The sequence below is a fragment of the Paenibacillus silvae genome (assembly GCF_014639235.1).
In the GTDB taxonomy this organism is placed as follows: domain Bacteria; phylum Bacillota; class Bacilli; order Paenibacillales; family Paenibacillaceae; genus Paenibacillus; species Paenibacillus silvae.
Genome location: NZ_BMFU01000005.1, coordinates 116547 through 137743, shown reverse-complemented (window position 1 = coordinate 137743; position 21197 = coordinate 116547). Strand labels below are relative to the sequence as shown.

At 48.3% G+C, this 21197-nt stretch carries 23 protein-coding genes; 18 read left to right on the top strand and 5 right to left on the bottom strand.

From position 1 onward, the window contains the following. Positions 1–29 precede the first annotated feature (29 nt). From wecB to IEW26_RS18350, 7 genes are all read left to right on the top strand, one after another. Positions 30–1121, top strand: a complete 1092-nt coding sequence (gene wecB / locus IEW26_RS18380; RefSeq protein ID WP_145405427.1) for a non-hydrolyzing UDP-N-acetylglucosamine 2-epimerase — start codon at positions 30–32, stop codon at positions 1119–1121. Further along, entirely contained in the window at positions 1114–2100 is a 987-nt protein-coding gene (locus IEW26_RS18375) for a polysaccharide biosynthesis protein (protein WP_145405328.1), read from the top strand. The genes wecB and IEW26_RS18375 overlap by 8 nt, the downstream gene beginning before the upstream one ends. Continuing rightward, positions 2097–2924, top strand: coding sequence for a dTDP-4-dehydrorhamnose reductase family protein (locus tag IEW26_RS18370; protein ID WP_188593407.1), 828 nt, complete (start codon positions 2097–2099; stop codon positions 2922–2924). The genes IEW26_RS18375 and IEW26_RS18370 overlap by 4 nt, the downstream gene beginning before the upstream one ends. Continuing rightward, on the top strand, positions 2906–3847 hold the full coding sequence (locus IEW26_RS18365) for an NAD-dependent epimerase/dehydratase family protein (protein ID WP_188593406.1): 942 nt from the start codon (positions 2906–2908) through the stop codon (positions 3845–3847). The genes IEW26_RS18370 and IEW26_RS18365 overlap by 19 nt, the downstream gene beginning before the upstream one ends. Beyond that, complete coding sequence (locus IEW26_RS18360; RefSeq protein WP_188593405.1) at positions 3844–4560, top strand: glycosyltransferase; 717 nt, start codon at positions 3844–3846, stop codon at positions 4558–4560. Before IEW26_RS18365 ends, IEW26_RS18360 begins: the two co-directional genes overlap by 4 nt. A 202-nt stretch (positions 4561–4762) precedes the next feature. Beyond that, positions 4763–5479: a glycosyltransferase gene (locus tag IEW26_RS18355; protein ID WP_111269547.1), complete on the top strand. Its 717-nt coding sequence runs from the start codon at positions 4763–4765 to the stop codon at positions 5477–5479. 230 nt (positions 5480–5709) lie between these two features. Further along, positions 5710–6276 carry a GNAT family N-acetyltransferase gene (locus IEW26_RS18350; RefSeq protein ID WP_188593404.1) on the top strand — a complete coding sequence of 189 codons (567 nt, stop codon included), beginning with the start codon at positions 5710–5712 and terminating at the stop codon, positions 6274–6276. 117 nt (positions 6277–6393) lie between these two features. On the opposite strand, the gene IEW26_RS18345 is transcribed toward IEW26_RS18350, so the two are convergent. From IEW26_RS18345 to IEW26_RS18335, 3 genes are all read right to left on the bottom strand, one after another. Continuing rightward, complete coding sequence (locus tag IEW26_RS18345; protein ID WP_188593403.1) at positions 6394–6786, bottom strand: hypothetical protein; 393 nt, start codon at positions 6784–6786, stop codon at positions 6394–6396. Positions 6787–6874: 88 nt separating this feature from the next. Further along, a complete protein-coding gene (locus tag IEW26_RS18340) occupies positions 6875–7045 on the bottom strand; it encodes a hypothetical protein (RefSeq protein WP_188593402.1) in 171 nt (56 codons plus the stop codon). Continuing rightward, positions 7042–8280: a glycosyltransferase family 4 protein gene (locus tag IEW26_RS18335; RefSeq protein WP_188593401.1), complete on the bottom strand. Its 1239-nt coding sequence runs from the start codon at positions 8278–8280 to the stop codon at positions 7042–7044. Before IEW26_RS18335 ends, IEW26_RS18340 begins: the two co-directional genes overlap by 4 nt. 81 nt (positions 8281–8361) lie before the next feature. Between IEW26_RS18335 and IEW26_RS18330 the strand changes: the two genes are divergently transcribed. The 3 genes from IEW26_RS18330 (at position 8362) to IEW26_RS18320 (ending at position 10555) form a co-directional block, all read left to right on the top strand. Continuing rightward, positions 8362–8502 carry a hypothetical protein gene (locus tag IEW26_RS18330; protein WP_188593400.1) on the top strand — a complete coding sequence of 47 codons (141 nt, stop codon included), beginning with the start codon at positions 8362–8364 and terminating at the stop codon, positions 8500–8502. Continuing rightward, positions 8474–8833 (top strand): hypothetical protein, encoded by a 360-nt coding sequence (locus IEW26_RS18325; protein ID WP_188593399.1) that lies wholly within the window; start codon positions 8474–8476, stop codon positions 8831–8833. Before IEW26_RS18330 ends, IEW26_RS18325 begins: the two co-directional genes overlap by 29 nt. A 237-nt stretch (positions 8834–9070) precedes the next feature. Next, the gene (locus tag IEW26_RS18320; protein WP_188593398.1) at positions 9071–10555 is read left to right on the top strand and encodes a DHA2 family efflux MFS transporter permease subunit; all 1485 of its coding nucleotides are present in this window, start codon (positions 9071–9073) and stop codon (positions 10553–10555) included. Positions 10556–11124: 569 nt separating this feature from the next. On the opposite strand, the gene IEW26_RS18315 is transcribed toward IEW26_RS18320, so the two are convergent. Continuing rightward, a complete protein-coding gene (locus IEW26_RS18315; protein ID WP_229729922.1) occupies positions 11125–12198 on the bottom strand; it encodes a glycosyltransferase family 4 protein in 1074 nt (357 codons plus the stop codon). Between the two features lie 230 nt (positions 12199–12428). On the opposite strand from IEW26_RS18315, the gene IEW26_RS18310 reads away from it, so the two are divergent. The 5 genes from IEW26_RS18310 to IEW26_RS18290 all read left to right on the top strand — a co-directional run bounded on the left by IEW26_RS18310 (position 12429) and on the right by IEW26_RS18290 (position 17970). Then, the gene (locus IEW26_RS18310; RefSeq protein WP_188593397.1) at positions 12429–13607 is read left to right on the top strand and encodes an ABC transporter ATP-binding protein; all 1179 of its coding nucleotides are present in this window, start codon (positions 12429–12431) and stop codon (positions 13605–13607) included. Then, positions 13604–14320 carry an ABC transporter permease subunit gene (locus tag IEW26_RS18305; protein ID WP_111268896.1) on the top strand — a complete coding sequence of 239 codons (717 nt, stop codon included), beginning with the start codon at positions 13604–13606 and terminating at the stop codon, positions 14318–14320. Before IEW26_RS18310 ends, IEW26_RS18305 begins: the two co-directional genes overlap by 4 nt. 4 nt (positions 14321–14324) lie before the next feature. Then, positions 14325–15719, top strand: coding sequence for a GldG family protein (locus tag IEW26_RS18300; protein ID WP_188593396.1), 1395 nt, complete (start codon positions 14325–14327; stop codon positions 15717–15719). Continuing rightward, positions 15716–16771: a DUF4340 domain-containing protein gene (locus IEW26_RS18295; RefSeq protein ID WP_188593395.1), complete on the top strand. Its 1056-nt coding sequence runs from the start codon at positions 15716–15718 to the stop codon at positions 16769–16771. Before IEW26_RS18300 ends, IEW26_RS18295 begins: the two co-directional genes overlap by 4 nt. A 209-nt stretch (positions 16772–16980) precedes the next feature. Then, on the top strand, positions 16981–17970 hold the full coding sequence (locus IEW26_RS18290; RefSeq protein ID WP_188593394.1) for a YhcN/YlaJ family sporulation lipoprotein: 990 nt from the start codon (positions 16981–16983) through the stop codon (positions 17968–17970). A gap of 105 nt (positions 17971–18075) precedes the next feature. Here IEW26_RS18290 and IEW26_RS18285 read toward each other — a convergent pair whose 3' ends face one another. Continuing rightward, on the bottom strand, positions 18076–18762 hold the full coding sequence (locus IEW26_RS18285; protein WP_229729920.1) for a methyl-accepting chemotaxis protein: 687 nt from the start codon (positions 18760–18762) through the stop codon (positions 18076–18078). Positions 18763–19188: 426 nt separating this feature from the next. On the opposite strand from IEW26_RS18285, the gene IEW26_RS18280 reads away from it, so the two are divergent. The 3 genes from IEW26_RS18280 to IEW26_RS18270 all read left to right on the top strand — a co-directional run bounded on the left by IEW26_RS18280 (position 19189) and on the right by IEW26_RS18270 (position 21193). Continuing rightward, positions 19189–19416, top strand: coding sequence for a helix-turn-helix domain-containing protein (locus IEW26_RS18280; protein WP_090919235.1), 228 nt, complete (start codon positions 19189–19191; stop codon positions 19414–19416). 251 nt (positions 19417–19667) lie between these two features. Further along, the gene (locus IEW26_RS18275; protein WP_188593393.1) at positions 19668–20276 is read left to right on the top strand and encodes a type IV toxin-antitoxin system AbiEi family antitoxin domain-containing protein; all 609 of its coding nucleotides are present in this window, start codon (positions 19668–19670) and stop codon (positions 20274–20276) included. Continuing rightward, positions 20276–21193 (top strand): nucleotidyl transferase AbiEii/AbiGii toxin family protein, encoded by a 918-nt coding sequence (locus IEW26_RS18270; protein WP_188593392.1) that lies wholly within the window; start codon positions 20276–20278, stop codon positions 21191–21193. The genes IEW26_RS18275 and IEW26_RS18270 overlap by 1 nt, the downstream gene beginning before the upstream one ends. Positions 21194–21197 lie beyond the last annotated feature (4 nt).

Sequence of the window (21197 nt, the reverse complement as noted above, 5' to 3'; positions counted from 1 at the left end):
CCAAAACACGATAGAAGGCAGGGATGACGATGAAGATCATGACCGTGTTGGGTACGAGACCTGAAATTATTCGGCTCAGCCTGATCATCTCCAAGCTGGACCAGTACGCGTCCAAACATATTCTGGTCCACACGGGACAGAACTTCACTGAAAGTCTCAGCGGTCTTTTTTTCAAAGAAATGGGTCTGCGCGCCCCGGATTACGTGCTGCAGGATGAGGCCGCCTCATTGGGGCGGCAGCTGTCCTCCATGTTTACGCAGATGGAGGACCTGATCCAGCAGGAGCAGCCCGACAAGCTGCTCCTGCTCGGAGACACGAACAGTGCTCTCTGTGCTGTACTCGCTGAGCGAATGGGGATTCCTGTTATTCATATGGAGGCAGGCAATCGCTGCTTCGATCTGGATGTGCCGGAGGAGAAAAATCGCCGCGTTATTGATGCGATCTCGACTATAAATATGCCGTACACCGAGCAGAGCAAGAAACATCTCGTCAGCGAGGGTGTGCCCAGCCGCCGGATTGTGCTGACGGGCAATCCAATCTATGAGGTGATGCAGCACTACAGCGATCAGGTCAATGCCAGCAAAATTTTGAAAAAGCTCAAGCTGAAGTCTGGTCAATATTTTCTGGTTACGGCCCATCGCGCTGAAAATGTGGATCACCCCCCTCATCTGCTGGAGATTATGAAAGGGCTCAATCAGGTGGCGGAGGAGCATGGACTGCGTGTTATTTGCAGCATTCATCCACGGACGGCAATTCGAATCTCGGAGCATCTGCAGCTGGAGATGCATCCGCTCGTGGAATTCCACGAGCCGTTTGGATTTTTCGATTTTGTGATGCTTGAACGCCATGCGTGCTGTGCACTTACCGACAGCGGAACGGTGCAGGAGGAATGCTGCATCATGGGTGTGCCTACGGTGACGATGCGCCGAACGACCGAGCGTCCCGAAACGGTGGACTGCGGCAGCAACGTGGTGTCTGGTCTGGATGCGGCACGAATTGCGGACTGTGTAAACGTGATGATCAAGCTGCCGAATGACTGGGATTGTCCGCAGGGTTACAAGGCAACAGATGTATCCAGTAAAGTGGTTAAATTTCTGCTTGGAGGGAAAATGCATGTTTGAAAATAAGCGTATACTCGTGACTGGCGGTACGGGATCATGGGGGTATGAGCTTGTCGCTCAACTGCTGCCCCAGCAGCCCAAGGAAATCATCGTTTACTCCCGCAACGAGTCCAGCCAGGTAGCCATGAGCCGTGAGTTCGAGGACCCTCGCCTGCTGTTCCGCATTGGAGATATCCGTGACAAGGATGCTTTGACTGCGGCTTGCCAGCATGTGGACTATGTGTTTCATCTGGCTGCACTCAAGCATGTGCCGGTATGTGAAGATCAGCCCTATGAGGCTCTCAAAACAAACGTGATCGGCACACAGAATGTCATAGAAGCAGCGATCGAGAACAAGGTCAAAAAAGTAATCTACATTTCAACCGACAAAGCGGCGAATCCTTCGAATTTCTATGGCATGACCAAGGCGATCGGTGAGAAATTAATCGTGTATGCCAATCTGCTGCACAGTGAAACCAAGTTTGTTACGGTGCGTGGCGGCAATGTGCTTGGCACAAACGGCAGTGTAGTGCATCTGTTCAAAAACCAGATTCGCCAAAAAGGCCAGGTATCCATTACGGATATGGGCATGACTCGCTTTTTCCTTACGCTCAAGGATGCCATTACTCTGTTGTTCAAGGCTTCGGTGGAAAGCGTTGGCGGAGAAATCTTTGTCATGACGATGCCAACCTGCAAAATCGTTGACCTGGCCGAAGTGCTGATTGAGGACTCCGGGGTGGAGAACGTAGCCATTGTGGAGCGCGGGATTCGTCCGGGCGAGAAAATTCACGAAATTCTGATGAGCGAATTCGAAAGCTTGACCACCGTTGTCTATGACGAGCAGTATCTGGTGATCCTGCCTACACTCGGGATTCCGGGATTGCGTGAGCACTATACACACTGTCCGCCTGTGCCATACAGCAGCTTTAGCTCGGAGCATCAGCTCATGACCAAAGACGAAATTCGAGAAATTTTGAGACGCGGAGGGTTTCTGTCATGAAGCTGCTGATTCTTGGGGGAAACGGAATGGCCGGCCATATTCTGGTCGACTATTTCCGCCGTCAAGGTGTGCACAGTGTCTTCTACACCACCCGGGACGTGACAGACCCTAAGGGCTTGATCCTGGATGTGAACGACAGCTTCATGGTCGACAGGCTTGTAGAAGCGGTGCACCCGGACGTAATCATTAACGCGGTTGGTGTGCTCAACAGCTTCGCTGATAAGGATAAAATTGCAGCTTATCATATCAACGGTTTTCTGCCGCATCGTCTACGGCGCATAGCGGATTCCCTCGGCGCACGTCTGATTCATATCAGTACAGACTGTGTGTTTAGCGGAGATCGCGGTGCATATCGGGAGCATGACGTAACTGATGGAACGTCCTCCTACGCTATCACCAAAGCGTTGGGTGAGGTGGTGGATGAAGGACATTTAACGATCCGAACGTCCATTATTGGACCTGAAATCCGGCAGGGCGGCATTGGTCTGATGCAGTGGTTCATGTCCAGCAAAGGCCAGGTCGGGGGGTACACTCGTGTATTCTGGAATGGTGTCACAACACTTGAGTTAGCCAAATGGGTAGATCATTATCTGGACTCTCCTGTCAGCGGCCTGATTCATCTTGCTCATCCTGTGCCAGTCAGCAAGCATGATCTGCTTGTCCTGTTCCAGCAGGTCTGGAATAAACAGGATGTGACAATTGTGCCGGACGACAGTGTAGTACAGGATCGCACACTGGTATCTACCCGTGAGGATGTGAAGACAGACCTGCCGGATTATTCAACAATGCTGAAGGAGCTGGCATTATGGATGGAGCAGAGCTGACGGGTAAAAAGGTGCTGATTACGGGTGCCTCCGGTTTCACGGGGCGGCATGCGGTACATTATTTTCAAGGTGCCGGTGCTGACGTTGCAGCTGTTGTGCGCAGGCCGGATGTATATGCCTTTGATAAAAAGGTAGGTATACACGTCTGTGATCTGAATGATAAAAATCAGGTGAGAGAGCTGATCAAGCATGTTCAGCCGGACTATGTGCTGCATCTTGCGGGCAAAAACTCGGTACCGGATTCCTGGGCCGATCCGCTATTAGTGCTTGAAACCAACGTGATGGCAGTGTTATATCTGCTGGACGCACTCCGCAGCTGTCCTGATGCCCGCACGGTCATTGTTGGCTCAAGGCTCAAGTATACACCGGAGCCGGGACGTGTGCCGGCTCCGCCGCATCCATACAGCCTGAGCAAAGCGCTGGAGGAGATGGTATCCCTCTCCTGGATGTCCCTGTTCGGTCAGCAGATTATGCTGGCTGAGCCGGGCAATCTGATCGGTGCGGGCCCGTCCACAGGCATCTGTTCTCTGCTTGCCCGGCATGTCGTTGCCTGTGAGCAGACAGGCAAAACGGAAGCCTTTCGTCTATCCGGGCGGCAGAATACCCGTGATTTTCTGGATGTGCGGGATGCCGTTCGGGCGTATGCCGTTTTACTTCTGCATGGCACGAGCGGGAGGGTATATCCGGTAGTGTCCGGGGTAGAGCGGAGTCTTGGCGAGATTGCGGAGCTGCTGTTGTCTATGACCGATGCAGAGGTGCCGATGCGCTGGGATGGTGCGTCCTCCGGTCCGGACGGCGCGGGCAAGCAGGAGGAATTATCGGAGCTGCGCAGGCTGGGCTGGCAGCCGCAAATTGCATTTGAGGATTCGCTTCGGGACATTCTGAGCGATGTGCGTGCCCGCCAAGGGAGGATAATCGAATGAATCCACGTGTGTCCATTGTCATTCCGTTCTACAATTGTCCGTATGTGCCACAAGCTATTCAAAGTGCATTGAATCAGACGTATGCCGAGGTGGAGATTATTGTTGTTAACGATGGCTCCACAAGGCATGAGGAGCTGCTTCAGCCTTATTTGCCGCACATCAACGTGCTTGGCAAAAGCAACGGAGGCACGGCTTCAGCGCTGAATCACGGTATTCGCCATGCCTCGGGTGATTATGTGGCCTGGCTGAGCTCGGATGACTTCTTCTACCCTGACAAAATCCGTTACCAGCTTGAATTCATGCAGCGTGAAAATGTGCTGGTATCCCATACGAATTTTCACTATATCAATGAGCATTCGGACGTTACCAAAATGCATGGCGGTCCTGAGCCGATGTCCGAACTGGATTGTTTGCGCCGGTTCAATGGCGGTAATCCGGTCAACGGATGCACGGTCATGATTCGTAAGGATCTGTTTAGCGGCGTGGGACTGTTTAATGAGCTGCTGCCTTATACACATGATCTGGATCTCTGGCTGCGCATGCTGCTTAACGGTCATCGCTTCCCGTATCTAAATGAGCCGCTCACGGCGTATCGCTGGCATGGAGGGATGGGGTCGGTCCGTCATGCGGACGCGATCGGCAGAGAAGCGTCCATGGTCTGGTCCAGATATCGCGAACCCCTGCTGCAGCGCATCGCTGCGCTTGGCGGGTAGCGAGGGAGGCCGTTATGAAGGCGCGCAGCGTGCTGATTAACGGCCTGTTTGGCGCAGCCTTTTTGCGAGAAGCAGGAGGTTAAAATGTACGTTCACCTTACCGCAGTTGCCCGCTACTGTTGATCTGAACCTTCATATACTGGAGGAGATGCATCAGTTTCAGTTTGCGCAGCAGAGATATGTGCAGGAAGGGGAGGCTCGGATGGAACCGAAGGTATCAATTGTGATTCCTTTTTATAATTGCCCATATATCGAGCAGGCCGTTCATAGTGCTCTTCACCAGACGTATCCCCATATTGAGGTGATCGTGGTGGATGATGGTTCCACCAAGCATGTAGAGCGGCTGCAGCCATTTATGGATCAGATTCATTACATTCGCAAAGAGAACGGGGGCACAGCTACAGCACTCAACGAAGGTATTAAACAGGCGACAGGGGACTATTTTGTCTGGCTGAGCTCGGATGATGTCATGCTGCTGAATCGTGTGGAAAAGCAGCTGCAGTTCATGCTGGAAGTCCAGGCTTCGTTCTGTCATGGTGCGTACCATTATGTGAATGAACACGGTGAATGGCTCGATACGGTACAGCCAGAGGTGGGCAGTCGTCTGGAGATGTTACAGGTGCTGATGGAAGGTTGTCCGATCAATGGATGCACTGTGATGGTCAAGATGGAGGCATTTGAGCGCTTCGGAATGTTCGACACCGATTTTCGATACACGCATGACTATGAGATGTGGCTGAGGCTGTTTCCGCTGTATGAGCTGTTTTATTTTAATGAGCCACTCATGTGTTATCGGCTGCACGAGTCGATGGGAACGAAACGTCATTTCAAGGAACTGGTTGCGGAGATGGAGCGTGTTCAGGAGAAGCACCGCCCGATCCTGCTCAATCTTCGGCAAGTCGGTGGTTACTGGAAGTGATAAATAATCGTCGTTCTTAGAAAGGAACCGGATGTGGATGTATAGGGGAGCGAACATCAGTGAAGCTTGGTTGACAAGCTGAAGGGTGGACGCTCATTTTTTTATAGCATGAAAGGATCAACAAATTCCATTATACTAAGCGGTGACTTGTACATAGAAGGGACTGAACTATGCGCAGATATCAATATGGAGTGACCCGACGATAATATGAACTATTGGAGGTTAACGTATTGATTACTGAATTACACACGAACCGGATAGATCTACGTCAAATGAAGGAATCCGACGCTGCTGACCTGCTCCAAGTATGGTCTGATCCAGAGGTTGCCAGGTTTATGAACATTTCTCCTTTTAAAGCTGAACAACAAGCGGTAAAGATGATACGGATGCTCGCTGATCTTGCACAGGAGAGGCAGGCTATACGCTTCTCCATCATGGAGAAGGAGTCAGGTGCAATTATGGGCTCCTGCGGTTACAATTATCTTGATTTTGAACAGGCCAGAGCGGAGATTGGATACGATCTTGCCAGAGCTTATTGGGGTAAGGGATACGCGGCAGAGGCGGTTTCTGCCCTGTTAGATCATGGTTTTACTTCGCTCGCGCTGAACCGGATTGAAGCTAAAGTTGACCCTCGCAACGTGAATTCGATCAGGCTGCTGGAGAAGCTTGGATTCACGAGGGAAGGATTGCTGAGAGCTTATGAGAGGGAAGGAACTGGCGCAGAAGCAGGATCAGGAACAGGATCAGGAGACACCTTTAATGATCTGTATATGTATTCGAGGTTGGTCTCGGATTGAGGAACAGCTATAACATTAGAGTATAAGACATAAATTAAACATGACAAAAGAAGCTGCAGATTCAATCTGTGGCTTCTTTTGTTTTGCCAGAATGGGGTCCCTTCCCGGGATGAAGTGTTATGGACCAGTCACTTTGAATTCACCTATGACGGTTTTTCCATCATGTTCATAGAGTGAGATTGCTCGGCCGTCCGGGTTGAGTGTCAACTGACGTTTAACAGCTTCTTCAGGTGTTGCAGGGTCCTCGCCGATTAACTCAGATGAGCGTACGTAACCGATTGTGCCATCTGTTCCTTGTGCTAACAGCAGATCGGGAGGATGTAGCGGATCTACAGGTTTACCATAAGTTTCACCAGCTTTATTCACTGGATATAACGATTGAGCTTCTTCAGAAGCATCGGTTTTATTATGATGGGAACCATCCGATGCGAACCCAGTGACGTAAAAAGCTGATGCAGTGACTATGACTACTGTGGAGAACGCCAGAGCAATTAGTCGTTTCGATCTCAAGCTGTCCCATCCTTTCATGTAAACATCTGTTATCCAAAATATAACATAATATTTACTGGAAAAGGATGAGATTTCTTTCATTCACCTTTTATTCGTTTTCGTTCAAAATAATCATGGATACTGGATCGGGAAATACATACCCTTTCGGAAGCTTCTGCATGAGTGTGTTCATCGTCTCATAATCCACCTCAATATGGGGCGTCGGGACCGGAACGGAAAACCAGCGGTTGTACAGATCGCTTGGAACCAGCAATGTCATGTCGAAAGTCCTCCTCTATAGATAGCTTCCTCATACACTTGCAGCGTACGTAGCCCCATTTCTTCCAAAGAACGGTGCTGTTCAGCCCATGCTTTGGCTGCCGCCCCTACCGCCTTGCGGGCTGCATGATCCTGAAGCAGCGCTTCTAACAGCTCACTTAGTGAATCGGCATCCTGTGGCGGCACGACCCAGCCTGTGCGTTCGGGTTCGACCATTTCAGGCATGCCTGCTGTACCGCTGACTATGACGGGCACACCTGCAAGCTGTGCTTCGGTGACGGAGAAGGGCTGTGTATCCTGAAGGCTCGGCTGCACGTAAATATCAGCATGCTTCAGAAAGGCAGGAATGTTGTCCAGCTTGCCCCAGAATACGATATCGGATGCGATGCAAGCTTCGGATGCCTGATCACGCAATTCATCCAGCAGACTGCCTTCTCCCGCGATCCAGCAGACCCAATCTGAACGTTTCGTTTTCAGGCTGGCCAGTGCCTTGATCAGTACATGCACACCCTTAATATGCTCCAGTCTTCCCGTAAAAGCGATGACCTTTTTACCTGAAGGCGGGCGATGAGGGAACCTGGCAGCGGCGGCTTTGCGATAGGTTGGCAGATCGACGGCATACGGAATCTGTCTGAATTTGGATGCTGGCACTCCTATATCGGTGAGTGTGCTTTTGATCCAGTGGCTCGACACCAGAATCAGCTCGGACAGTGCCGCACTTCGCTGCTCCAGTGACAGGAAATAACGTCCACGTTTGGATTGCAGATAGGCAAGCAAGGTTAGCTGCGGGTTGGAGGTTTGCGCATCATAGAAGGCTTCACGCGCTAACGCTCCGTGATAACTGGTGACGAGCGGAATATTGCGTTTCAAAATGCGTTTAATCGCCACGGCAGCAACAGGGTCCTGAGCATGGATCACATCATAGTGCTCTACCCCCAGATGGGCAGCAGCCATCTCGAAGGCATATCGGTTCAACTCGTAATAGGCCAGCAGAGAATCTGCTGTGAATTGAGGCAAATCGGTGGGGTTCAGCTTGGCTTGCAGCATAGGCCACACCAGGTTTTTCGAAAAGGAACGATTCAGGTTGCGGATATACACTTCATTGCTTGCGCCGTTGGTGCCCATAATATCTACTTCTACACCAAGGGAAGCGAGTCTGTCGGCGAGCTGCCTGATATAAGTCCAGATGCCCCCCATATGTGTAAGCTCCCAATACGTAACGAGCAGAACTCTCATAACAACCTCCTTGTCGCGGCCTGCACAGACCGAACTCCTATCCTGTTATTCTATGAAGCAAACGAGGAGTAAGGCCGGGCATTGGCTGTAAATGATCAAAATTGGGTGATTGTAAAAGCGATTGGACGAGAAGCGGCATATGTTGTATACAGGGAGAATCATGTTAGCTCAAGCTCCGCAGGAGGGATACAGGATGGCGGCTTATATTATGCAGATGCATGAAAACATACTTCAAACACATATTCCAATAAGGTATATCGATGTGGAGATTGCGTATGTCGGAGAAGGAGAAGGAACAGATGTATATGTTGGTGCAGCGGGCAATCATGGCGAAGTGTACCGATATCTATTCTATGTTAGTGCAGGTTCTAAGGCGGCAGGGAACCATCAGGTTGTGCATCATCTGGACGTATCTTCCCAAGTCTATGATCTGAAAATAGTCAGCAACAGTTCTGTACCGAATCATCTCGTCATTCGAATCTATTGCCGCAGCGGAGCGGGGGAGCTGATCGGTGTGTTATCGGAGCATCAGATGTTGAAACTTGCCAATTGATGTGTATTTGCATGAGGAGCAGGCGTGAGGCCTGGTCCTTTTTTTTTCGTTTTTTTCTGAGAAATATACCTTTAAAAAATAGCTTGACAGCAAAGGTATTTTCGTTAAAATTAAACCAGTATAAAACGTAAGTTTAAAACAAAGGTTTAAAACGAAGGTTTGAAAAATTCGTAATGATAGGCAGTCCACAGGCCCGTTTACTTAAAGCCGCAGGACGCCGGAAAAGAGAGTGAGTGCGTGAAACAACAGACAGCAGTACCCCAGGAGGCAGAAGCGTTTTCGATCAAAACGATTATTCTGCCCCTCTTGTCCATCATCGTTGGAATGATTATGGTCATTCTGGACAGCACGGTAGTTAACGTCGCTATACCGAATCTTGTACAGTACTTCGAGACGGATTTGAAAACGATCCAATGGACCGTCACAGGTTATACCCTGGCTTTATCTGCAGTTATCCCATTGGCAGGCTGGCTGACCGATCGTTTTGGAGCCAAAAGAGTGTTTCTGTTTACCATCGCCATGTTTACACTAGGCTCTGTGTTATGTTCGATAGCTCAATCCCCGGAACAGCTGATTGTGTTCCGTGTTATTCAGGGTCTCGGTGGAGGCATGGTGGCCCCGATCGGAATGGCCATGGTATTTCGTTTGGCTCCGCCTGAACGCAGGGGTTCCATCATGGGCATGCTCGGTATTCCGATGCTGCTTGCTCCTGCGCTCGGCCCCGTATTGTCGGGCTGGTTTATTGAGTCCGTGAGCTGGCACTGGATTTTCCTGATTAATCTGCCAATCGGTATCGCGGCTTTTATTCTGTGTGTGCGATTTTTGCCTGATACGGATCGCGGACGCACGCCTTCACTGGATCTGATCGGCATGATTCTTGCTCCGATTGCCTTCTCCATGCTGGCTTACGGTGTAAGTGAAGGCGGCACAAGCTGGACGTCTTCTACGACCTTGACTGGTATTATCGTCGGCGGCGTGGCGCTGATTTTATTCATCATCGTAGAGCTGCGTCAGCAAAATCCGTTACTTGAGCTGCGGGTATTCGCTTCCTCAGACTTCTCCAGAGGTATTGTTCTCGCTTGGGTAGCACAAGTAGCATTGTTTGGTTCCATGATTCTCATCCCGCTCTATCTGCAGCAGATCAAAGGATACACGGCTTTGGAAACAGGACTTATCCTGCTGCCTCAAGCACTTGCTTCCGGTATCTCGATGCCGCTCGGCGGCCGCTTGTTTGACAAAATCGGGGCAAGACCTCTGGCCTTTGTTGGTCTCGGTATTATCTCGGGAGCTTTGTTTATTCTGTCTTCCATTACTGCAACAACAGGACTTGGACTTATTATTACCGCCCTGCTTATGATGGGATTTGGTATGGGCTTGTCCATGATGCCGCTCAACACACATGTGCTGAATGCAGCACCGCGCAAGCTGGTAGCGCGTGTAACACCGCTCACGGCTGCTGCCCAGCAGGTTGTCGTTTCCTTTGCTGTTGCGGGTCTTACAGGGTTCCTGACTTCTCGCGTCACGAGCCATACAACGGGCACGGGAAAAGCAGACATCGTGAACGGCATGGTTAGCGGCTTCAACGATACGTTCTTCCTCGCAGCATGTATCGCCCTGTTCGGATGCCTGCTTAGTCTGATTCTGCGCAAGCCGAAACGCAAGCCTGAACCGGAGCTGCAAACGGGGGAGCAGCCTGATCCTGCGATGATGATGGGTCACTAAGGCGGATAGAGCAGGCTGTACTTTACCCTTTAAGGGCGGGTTAGCCTATTTAAATCAACTAAGGCAGTCTGGAGCTTATGCGCTCTGGGTTGCCTTTTTACGTCTTGTGAACTTTTTCTGTTCTATATAAATTGAACTAAAGAAACAACATTATACCGATTAACGGTTCATGATCGTCAAAGCGCGTTGTACTGGGGCAAGAATACCAGCCTTGGCAGGCTGTTTAAGTCGAAGAGGGAAGGCTAACGATCCCCATAGAGCTTATTTTCCCTGAATCAGGAACATTTGAATTCTAACGATCTCCAGGAAGCTTATTCCATTCGAAATCCTGAAAAATGAGCCTGATCAAGCTGATTTCAGCACAATAGCGTCTCTGGGGATCGTTAGAATTTTCCAAAGCCCGAATATGCCGAAATAAGGTTTCTCCTGATCGTTAGCGCTCGCAGTAGAGGGTGGCAGACGTGCACTTGCCATGAGCGATGGACAATATTTGACTAGTGCCTGGATTGATGAGCATATTGGAGTGGATTGTGTACATTTTTTAGTTCAACTTATATAACTTGTAACCATCAATGAAAAACGCGCAATGCAGTCATCATCTCCCGGAAAGAGGCTGCATATCGGTCAGGGGAGAAGGACAGGGTCACATGCTGTCTTCCCTGAATGCGAATATACTCCCGCAGCTTCTGGTTATTCATCAGGTCCAGAGCTTCACTCACGGCGGCTTTTACATTGCCAAGCGGGTAGAACTTTCCTGTTTTGTTGTGTGTGATAAACAAACGCACGCCATCCGAATCGGTGCTTAGAACGGGACAGCCGCAGCTGATGGCCTCGGCTACGGCGTAACCGAAACCTTCGAGTAAAGAAGTGGACAGCATGATGCCGCCAGAAGCTGCGATCATCGAGTAGAACGTAGGCATCTGTGAATGTGGCACATTCATAAAGATGCCGATCCGATCTTCTAATCCATATTCGGACAGCATGTGCCGAAACATGACTTCATCTTCTGGATTAGCCAAGGTAGGATCGTGAAACAGCCAGAGTCTGGCCTGGGGTTTCTTTTTAATAATCCTTTTGCAGATTTCGAGATATTCCCGCCAGTTTTTGTTATGCTCCAGCCGCCCGACCCATGCAAGAACAGGATATGGCGGTGCTTCTACGGAGATTGGAGCAAAGGTATCCGTATCCAGCATATTTGGAATGACAAAGCGATGCAGCCATGGACAGATGTGAATGAACATATCGAGCAGATGATCGGTTGGCGGGAGGACTGCGGCATCGCAGTGTGCTTGTAGATAGGGCACACCCATTTGAATCGTCTCCAGAGCCTGATCCCGTGTACCGAGCCCTTGGGCTTCGAAAATAATCCGTCCTTTGTAACCGAGACCTCTCAAACGGCCGGGCATGGCAATATCAGAAGTGGTAATAATGGCATCATAGTGCTCGGAGTGAATCAAATGATGAATATCCTGATCGCTGGAAGCTGTAAAAATGCGAGTTTCACTGCTGTTCTGCAAACCTGAGCCTGTGTTCAGATACAATAAATGTGCTTCAATGCCATGGCGTTTCAGTACTGCAGTACGCAGTCGGTTCAGTGTATCGACGCCCCCGCTGGGAACATAAAACGTGAATAATACCTTCACACGGTTCACCCTCTGACTTATGGTCAGGAGCTCATTCTCCTGTACTCCATGGTACGTTTAACCGGAGGGCGGTGTGTGGGTAAAATAGCATGTGTTCACAATTTAGACACAAAATATTAAGCTTTATTTTAAGTGATATTAAGCTGGGACTAGGATACATCTCGTATCATACAAATGATTTCCCGTGTAGAGTTAGTCATGCTGCTGCACGGGTATTTTAACGGGAAAGGATGAAGGACGTGCTCGAAGTGAGACAGGTGAGCAAAGTGTACGAAGGACAGCGCGGTGTGCACCAATTGGACTTCACCATGGAACGAGGCGAGATTGTCGGTTTTCTGGGACCGAACGGTGCTGGCAAAACGACAACAATGCGCATGATCACAGGGTATTTGCATCCCACGGCAGGCTCGGTGCTGGTGGATGGGGTGTCCGTGCATGATCAGGGACGCAGCGTTCGTGCCAAAATTGGTTATCTGCCGGAGACACCCCCGCTTTATCCGGATATGACGGTGCAGTCGTATCTCAAGTTTGTCGCAAATCTGAGGGATGTTCCAGCGCGCGAGGTCAAGCTGCGTGTCAGTGAAATGGTTAGCAGACTTGGACTGCAGGGCAGGGAGAAACAAATGGTGCGCGGTTTGTCCAAAGGTTACAAGCAACGTCTGGGACTGGCAGGAGCCATTATACATAAGCCGGATCTGCTGGTATTGGATGAGCCGACCTCAGGACTTGATCCTAATCAGATTATTGAGATCCGGGATTTGATACGAGAGCTAGGTGAAAATCATACGGTGCTGCTTAGCACGCATATTTTGCCTGAGGTAAGTACACTCTGTAACCGGATGCTGATCATCAATCAGGGAAAACTTGTATTGGACGGATCACCTCATGATCTCGGCTCAGCGATGGCGGATCGCTTCAAGGTATCCCTCGAAGTGAAAGCTACGCAGCAACAGCTGATGGATGTATTAACACCATGGAAGAAAGCACACGGCGAGGTCATCGCTGACTCGACCCTGTCCTCAACGCCAACTTTAGCTTCTAGCTCCATCTCCTCACCGTCTGAAGAAGGCACAGCTTCGGCAGCAGTGGCTTCAGACGCACCGGAAAATGCAATATCGGGCACCCCTTCAACTATTCGAGTCAGACTCACCGGGGAATCGTCGGAAGACTTCCGGGAGGAGCTCTTTTATCTGTTGTCCGGGGCGGGCTTGCCAATCCTTGAGATGAAACGTGAGAACCTCAGTCTGGAGCAAATCTTCCTGAAATTAACGACATCCGAACCAGATGCCACTTCGGAGGCAGTAGCTGAACCAGATGAAGAAGCCATAGGAAATGAGCATGCTTCAGAGGTTCAGGCTGCATCTGAGCGGGAAATGTCTGATTCCGATTCAGGGGAGGGAAGCAAATGAGACGAATGATGGCGATCTGTTCCAAAGAACTGCAGGCGTATTTTCTGTCGCCGACTTCTTATTTTGCTTTTGCCGTATACGTGCTGATGACCAGCCTGTTGTTCTATTCAAGCTTTGTTTACTACCAGCCAAGCATTGTGGACTACCGCCTTGTTCTGGGTGATACGTTGTCCATGCTGCTTTTTGTGGTGCCCCTGTTGACCATGCGACTCGTTGCAGAAGAGTTCAGGCAGGGAACGGATGAGCTGCTGCTGACTTCACCGACACGCGTGACCGAGATTATTTTCGGAAAATATCTGGCTTCGCTCGCTATACTGCTTGTGTTGATTCTCTGCAGTCTGGTGTATCCGTTCATTATGTCGTTCTATGGAAAGCTGGACCTGACCTCTGTCTGGTTGTCTGCACTCGGTTTGTTTTTCCTGGGCGGCAGCATGATGGCAATTGGACTATTTGCCTCCACGCTGTCCCAGCATCAGATGGTGGCTGCCGTGGCGGGTTTTATTATATTGCTCGTTTTGTGGATGCTTGATTCATTCGCAGGAAATACGGGGTCTGCATTGCAGAAGTGGCTTGATCCGTTTGCGCTGACCAATCACTTTGACAGCTTCACCAAAGGCGTTCTCAGCGGACCGGATGTTCTATACTATGTCACGCTTACGGGTGTGTTTTTACTGTTAAGCATTCAAATTGTGGAACGGAAGCGGTGGAGGTGAGAAGATGAAAAAATGCCTAAGTCATACCAACAGTACCGTTTTGTCTGTCGCGGTGATTGGCATCTTTATTTTGCTGACCCTGTTCCTGAACTCGCTTGGCGGCTTTCAGCTCGACCTGACTTCAAATAAACAGTATACGTTATCAGACCAGTCTCTGACGGCGATTAAAAATGTCAAAAATGACGTCAATATTCTTGTATTAACGGTTGAAAATGCAAACAATACGGTTTTGAACCGTGAAGTGGCCGATATGGTTCAGGAATATACGAAACGAAACAGCAAGCTCAAGCTGAAGCAGTACAATCTAACGCAGGAGCCTGCGCTTGCCTCCAAATACGGCATCACAGGCAGCTCGATTGTGCTGGAGCAGGGAGATCGCCATAAGGTCATCGATATTGCCAGCCTGTTCACGGCGAACGGGGATGGAAGCGATGGTTCTTACCAGTTTACAGGGGAAGAGAAATTAACTCAGGCGCTGATGAATCTCTCTTCTACAGAAACCAACAAAATGGTATTCCTGACCGGACATGAAGAGTTAAGTCTGGATCAGATGGGGACACTGCGATCTTCACTGGAACAGAATAATATCACCACAGAAGAGCTGCAGCTGAATCAGGCTGGTAAAGTGCCGGAGGATACCGATGTGCTCGCCATTATCGGGCCGCAGCGTGATCTGAGTGACGCCGAGCTGAAAGAAATTCGAACCTATATGAGCAATGGAGGTAAGCTGTTCATTTCCCTCGGTTTTGCAGAAGATATGAAATCCAGCTGGAAAAACATTGATGCCTTGATCGCTGACTATGGCGTGGTGGATGAGCATGCCGTCATGGTGGATAACAAACAGGCCAGCACGATGGGACCACTGTGGGTTGTGCCGGAGTATGGCAGTCATGCAATTACAGACAAGCTGGCTCAGAACAAGCTGTATCCGATGCTGTCCTTGTCGATTGCACTGACCAGCAAGGAGCAAGACAAATACACCTTGTCTCCGCTAATGCATTCCTCAGATGACAGCTACGGGGAGACGAATATTGCCGGGCTTCTGCAAAACGAGACGAACAATGATAAAGATGCTGACGTTCAGGGTCCTGTCGAACTTGGTTATGCAGCAGATACGAAGGATGGCAAACCCAAAGCGGTCATTCTAGGATCGTCTATTTTCATGCAGGATTCGCAAATTACGAACGGTGGCAATCGGGATTTTATTTTGAATACAGTGAATTATTTGAGTGAAAAACAAGACGGTCTAACGATTCGACCACGTGTCCAGGCTGGATATGAGATTGCTTACCTGGATGGTCAGCAGGCCAGAACGATCTTTTTTGCAGCGATTGTAGCATTCCCGCTTGTCTTTGTAATCATCGGTGTACTCTTATGGTGGAGGCGCAGACGGGTATGAAAAAGTTAATACCAACGATGGTTGTCGTTGTGATCTTGATTGCGGGCTGGCTGTATGCAGCCAATCATAATTATTTTCGGGAAGAAGAGGCAGTACAGGCGAAGCTTCTTGGTATCACTTCAGCAGATATTGAGGCGATTACGCTGCATGAAGGGGCTGCAGATAATTCCTCAACCCTTGAGCGAAAAGATGGCATCTGGCAGATGTCACAGCCGAAGGGTTATCCGCTGAACGAATACAGTGTGGGCAGTTGGCTTGATGCGCTGAGCGGCGCAGATCAGGAGATGGTCGTGGAAGAATCACCCAAGGATGTAGAGAAGTACGGTTTGGGCAGCACTGCCACAACACTCGATATCAAAGTAAAGGATGGGCGTGAGCTTAAACTGGTGATTGGCAATCAGCTGCCTGCGGGGGATGCACATTATGCGCGCGTCGATGCAGGGCCGGTGGTGGCTGTCAAAAATGAAGCTGTAACGAATATCGCCCTGACACGTCATTCTTTGCTGGACACGACTCCGTTCAATATGGATGAATCCAATGTCCGTACACTGGAATGGGAAGGGGAAGCCGCGAGCTGGATGCTCAAGGCGTCGGCTGAAGGAGAAACCCCATCCGAACACGAATGGACGTTAAATGGCAAGTCAATTAAGGCAGAGGATGCAATCTCGCTCATTGGCAAAATCAAAAACCTCACAACTGGCGAAGACGTTCGCAAAGCGTCCGAGTTAAAAGGAGCCATCCCTCGTTCCACACTGTCTGTTGAGCAGCAGATGAACGGGCAGGAGACGACTACGGTTTATCGTTTGCTGACCACATCTTCAGACCCTGACCAGATCTGGGTAATTACGGCGGATGGGGAGTGGGCTTACACGATGGATGCAGCAGCTCTCAAGGAAGCTGAGAAGTTTCCGGAAAGCATTAAAAATACGTCCGCCGTTCCTTCAGATGCCAATAGCTCCTCAGCTTCTTCGGAGTCTGATAAGTCGGGAGCATCCGCGAAATCGGGGTCTTCTGACAAATCTTCAACTTCTGCGGCAGCTTCCGGGAAGTGAGCCTTAGTCAAAAAGAGACAGCTGACAGCTGAGTCAGGAAAAGCACAGTTCTGCGCTGAATGCAGTTACTGTGCTTTTTTTGTGTGCGGGCAAGAATGTCTATATAAGTTGGCAGGTTAAAGTGCCATATCCTTTCAGCATATCGGTAACACCAGACGCGCATCCTATCTATGTGAACCAAACCAACCACATTGGAGGATGAACATTACATGCCAACAGTCAAAAAGGCAACAGCGATTACGTTATCATTGTCTACTGCAATTTTTGTAATGGCCGGCTTGACGGGTTGCGGGAATCGCGATAACAATTTGCATACGCAAAGTGTTCGCGAACAGGCGCATGGCATCAATCGGTATGGCGTCGAGACCAATGGAATGGACGGAATTCGTGCGCATAGTTACCGGATGCATAATGTTACTGACCTGCGATCCAGTGATGAACTGGCAAAACGCATTGCGGAGATGAAGGAAGTGGAATCCGCCCATGTCATGTTAACGGATCGTAACGCATACGTTGCTGTTCGTTTAGCGAATGGACATGCAGGCAAGCTGGGAAGTAAATCGACTGGACATATGGGCAACCGTTTGAATGGCACGATGCGTAACTATGCCAGCGATACAATGCGCGATGGAAATATGAATCGGGACATGGGCGGTATGCGAGTTCATGGCGGATCGGGCACGAATTCTCCATACAGCACAAGCGGAATCGCACCGGGACTGAATACCGGCACCGCAACAGACCGCAGCCATATGGGCAATGACCGTGGCATCTATGGCACGATGGGCACAGGCGCGGTAGGCATGATGCGCGGCTTGACCAAGAGCGGTACAGCACGCCCGATGAATGAAAGCCAATATGGCACAAGAAGTGAACGTCCACGTATGATGGATAGCTCCGACGATAACACGCCGGAAGAAATCAAAGGCAAAATTTCAGCCAAAATCAAGCAATTTGCACCGAACGTCGAGAACGTATATGTATCTGCTAATCCTGATTTCGTAGGTCAGGTTGAGAACTATGCAGCGGATCTGCGTAACGGTAAACCTGTCAGCGGTATGATCGATACGTTCCAGTCGATGGTAGAGCGTATTTTCCCGACCAATGCGGCTGAAACTCATAACCGTGACGGTGTGCTCGGTGATGGTGTAATGAACCGTAATCATAATGGCGGCATGATGAATCGAATGAATCGGTAAGATACTGAAAGGAACAAGTGTGCCTTTGCTGTGGGATACATCCACTGCAAGGGCATATTTGTTACTACATAGTGCATAATTGGTCAAAAACCAATAAATATCTATTTAGGATTCATGAATATTAATTAATTTTTGTATGAATTGCTTTAAGTCTCTGGTCGTTTCGTTCAAGTGGTTAATCGTTTCCATAAATTCGCTGACGAGCTCAGCCTGCTCCTGTGAACTTGCCGTAATTTCGCCAAGGTCGTTATCTAACAATTCGATGGACTGTCTCACCGTCAGTAAGGACTTTTCAATTTCGTTAGTGGCGTTTTTGGTATCAACAGACAGCTTGCGAATTTCCTTGGCAACTACTCCAAAACCGGCTCCTGCATCCCCTACACGTGCGGCTTCAATGGCTGCATTAAGGCCCACGGAAGTATGAACAGCTTTTTTAGTATTGCCTAGCATCTCTTCGGAGGTAGCGCTCAGTTCTTCCGAATGAGCTGCAACATGTTGTACACTGTCGACCAGCTGGTTGGTTAGTCCTACAACGATGTCCATTAGCTGCTGCAGCTTTTCCTGGTTTTCCATGCTATACACGAGGGTAAACACAGCGACAATCTCGTCAGCGACATTTTTGACAGGGATGAAAGCAACATCAAAGGGAATGCCAAATACCTCCTTCGGAAAGTGACTGTATGTCGTTGTTGTACCGTTTCGCAGATCGGTAAAATTCAGATTTGCTTCAGGGAGTGGATCTCCCGTTTTAAAATTCAGCTGCTTCAGCGATTCTCCTGAAGAGAAGTACAAATATTTCTCTCGATCGATTAGGGATAACGTCACATCTTGTCGGATGGCTGCCGAAAATAAGGCATGCTTTGAATTAGTGCTTGAATAATGTCCATTAATGTGTGGCTCCTTTTATGCAAGGTTATAAATATTAATACAAGTTGTTTTACGTATATCGGCTCTCGAGTGAAGAAAATGAATAAAAGAATAAGCACGAATTCGAAATATCACAAACATACAGAATTCATTTATTCTCTCATAATGAAAATGGATCAAGCATTGATTTGCTTAAATTGAGTGTTATGTGCTGGCCCACCTGAAATACCCATTCAACTGCCCATTTTTCTTATAAAACTGAACCAACGCCCTTGATCTGACATAAGATGAGTTGACTGTATCCCCTTAACCTTGTTACACCAACACAACCCGAGCAAGGAGGGGTGAACATTGAAGGGTATCGATCATCATAAAAGCAAATTTTTGTTAACCCACCGTGAGCGCGAAGTATTCGAATTGCTGGTTCAGGACAAAACAACGCGTGACATCGCAGGGCAGTTATTCATCAGCGAGAAAACGGTGCGTAACCATATCTCCAATGTGATGCAGAAACTCAATGTTAAGGGTCGTTCGCAGGCAGTTGTAGAGCTGATTAAGCTCGGAGAACTGAAGATTTAGATGCGAACCGCAGTTTAATGTGGCAGCACAAAAGCCTTTCTCTATCCTTCAGAATGAAGCATGGGGAAAGGCTTTTTTGTTAATGAAATATTGAAATAATATTTCTCTATTCTTCCCAACGTAACATTTTTATCTGCTTATACGTCTAAGTGCAGAGTTTTTTGTGAAAAATAAAAGGGAATCATAAAATAAACTCGAATACCTTTTTAACAACATAAAATCTTCTAGCAATTATGAATGGCGGTGAATGTATGAATGAGCAGATTAAAGCTGAGGCAATGCACGTGCTGGCGGAGCATCATGGAATTGCTCGAACAAAGGATTTTATCAAAGCGGGTGTATCCCCATATCACATAAAAAAGTTGGAATTCATTGGTGAGATTGAACGAATAAAGCAAGGGCTTTATCGACAATCTGGACTAATACAGGAAATGCCCGATGAAATGGTCGAAGTGACAAAGCTGATCCCTAAAGGAGTGATTTGTCTTCTCTCTGCACTTTCCTATTACGAGCTGACAACCTACAATCCTTGGGAGTACCAAATCGCTATTCATCGCAGCAGTAAAAAGCCAAAACTTCCAGACTATCCTCCTATTAAAATAATCTATCTGGCAGATGCTCAATACAACATTGGAATCGATGAAGTGGATATCAATGGCTCGGTAGTTAGAATTTATGATCGTGAAAAAACAATTTGTGATATGGTGAGGTATCGAGAAAAGCTTGGAATGGATTTGATGAAAGAAGGGCTGAGGAATTACCTTAAATCATCTAATAAAAATATAACCAAGCTTGTTTCATATGCTGATAAGCTGAGGATTCAAACGGTTTTGCAAAAATATCTGGAGGTGTTAATTTGATGAGTGAGATTAAAAACGTCCCCGCTTCTGTTTCAGAACGCTTGAAGAACATAGCCAAAGAATCAGGAAAGGCTTTCGATACACTGCTGCTTTTATATTTTCAGGAGCGGTTCTTATACCGCTTATCTATCTCTGATTTCAGAGACAAATTTATTTTAAAGGGTGGGCTGTTTTTGTTTTCGCAAACGCAGTTCAAGGCGCGCCCAACTAAAGATGTTGATTTTCTCGCCAGACAGATCGCTAATAAACTTGAATTATTAAGAGAGTCATTCATTTCAATTTGCTCCATAAGTGTTCCCGCAGACGGTGTTGTATTTCAGTTGGATGAAATGACAACGGAGAGAATTAAAGAAGATGCCGATTATGAGGGTGTAAGAATTAAGATAACCGCACTTCTAGGGCGCATGAGGAAAATCTTGCAGTTTGATATCGGATTTGGTGATGTGGTGGTTCCGAAGCCACAGCTTATTGAATACCCTGTTCTACTAGATATGGCAAAACCACAAGTACAAGCCTACTCAAAAGAATCTGTCATTTCAGAAAAATTTGAAGCCATGATTACATTATCAGTGATGAATAGTCGTATGAAAGATTTTTATGATATTTATATGCTGTTAACAATGAACAACTTCGATGGTCGTGTTCTTTATCAGGCAGTATTAGAAACCTTTCGACATCGTGGCACAGTAATAGAAAAAGAACATCCACTGTTTCAAAGAACATTTGCTATTGACGAAAGTCGAACAAAACAGTGGCAGGCTTTTCAGCGTCGTTTAGGGATTGAAAAACAGCTTGTATTTCAGGATGTAATGGATGCACTACATCATTTTCTCCATCCCGTTTATCAATCCATTCTTAAAGAAGAAGAACATAGCGGTTATTGGCACTGTGCCAATATGATGTGGATCAACAAGTAATACA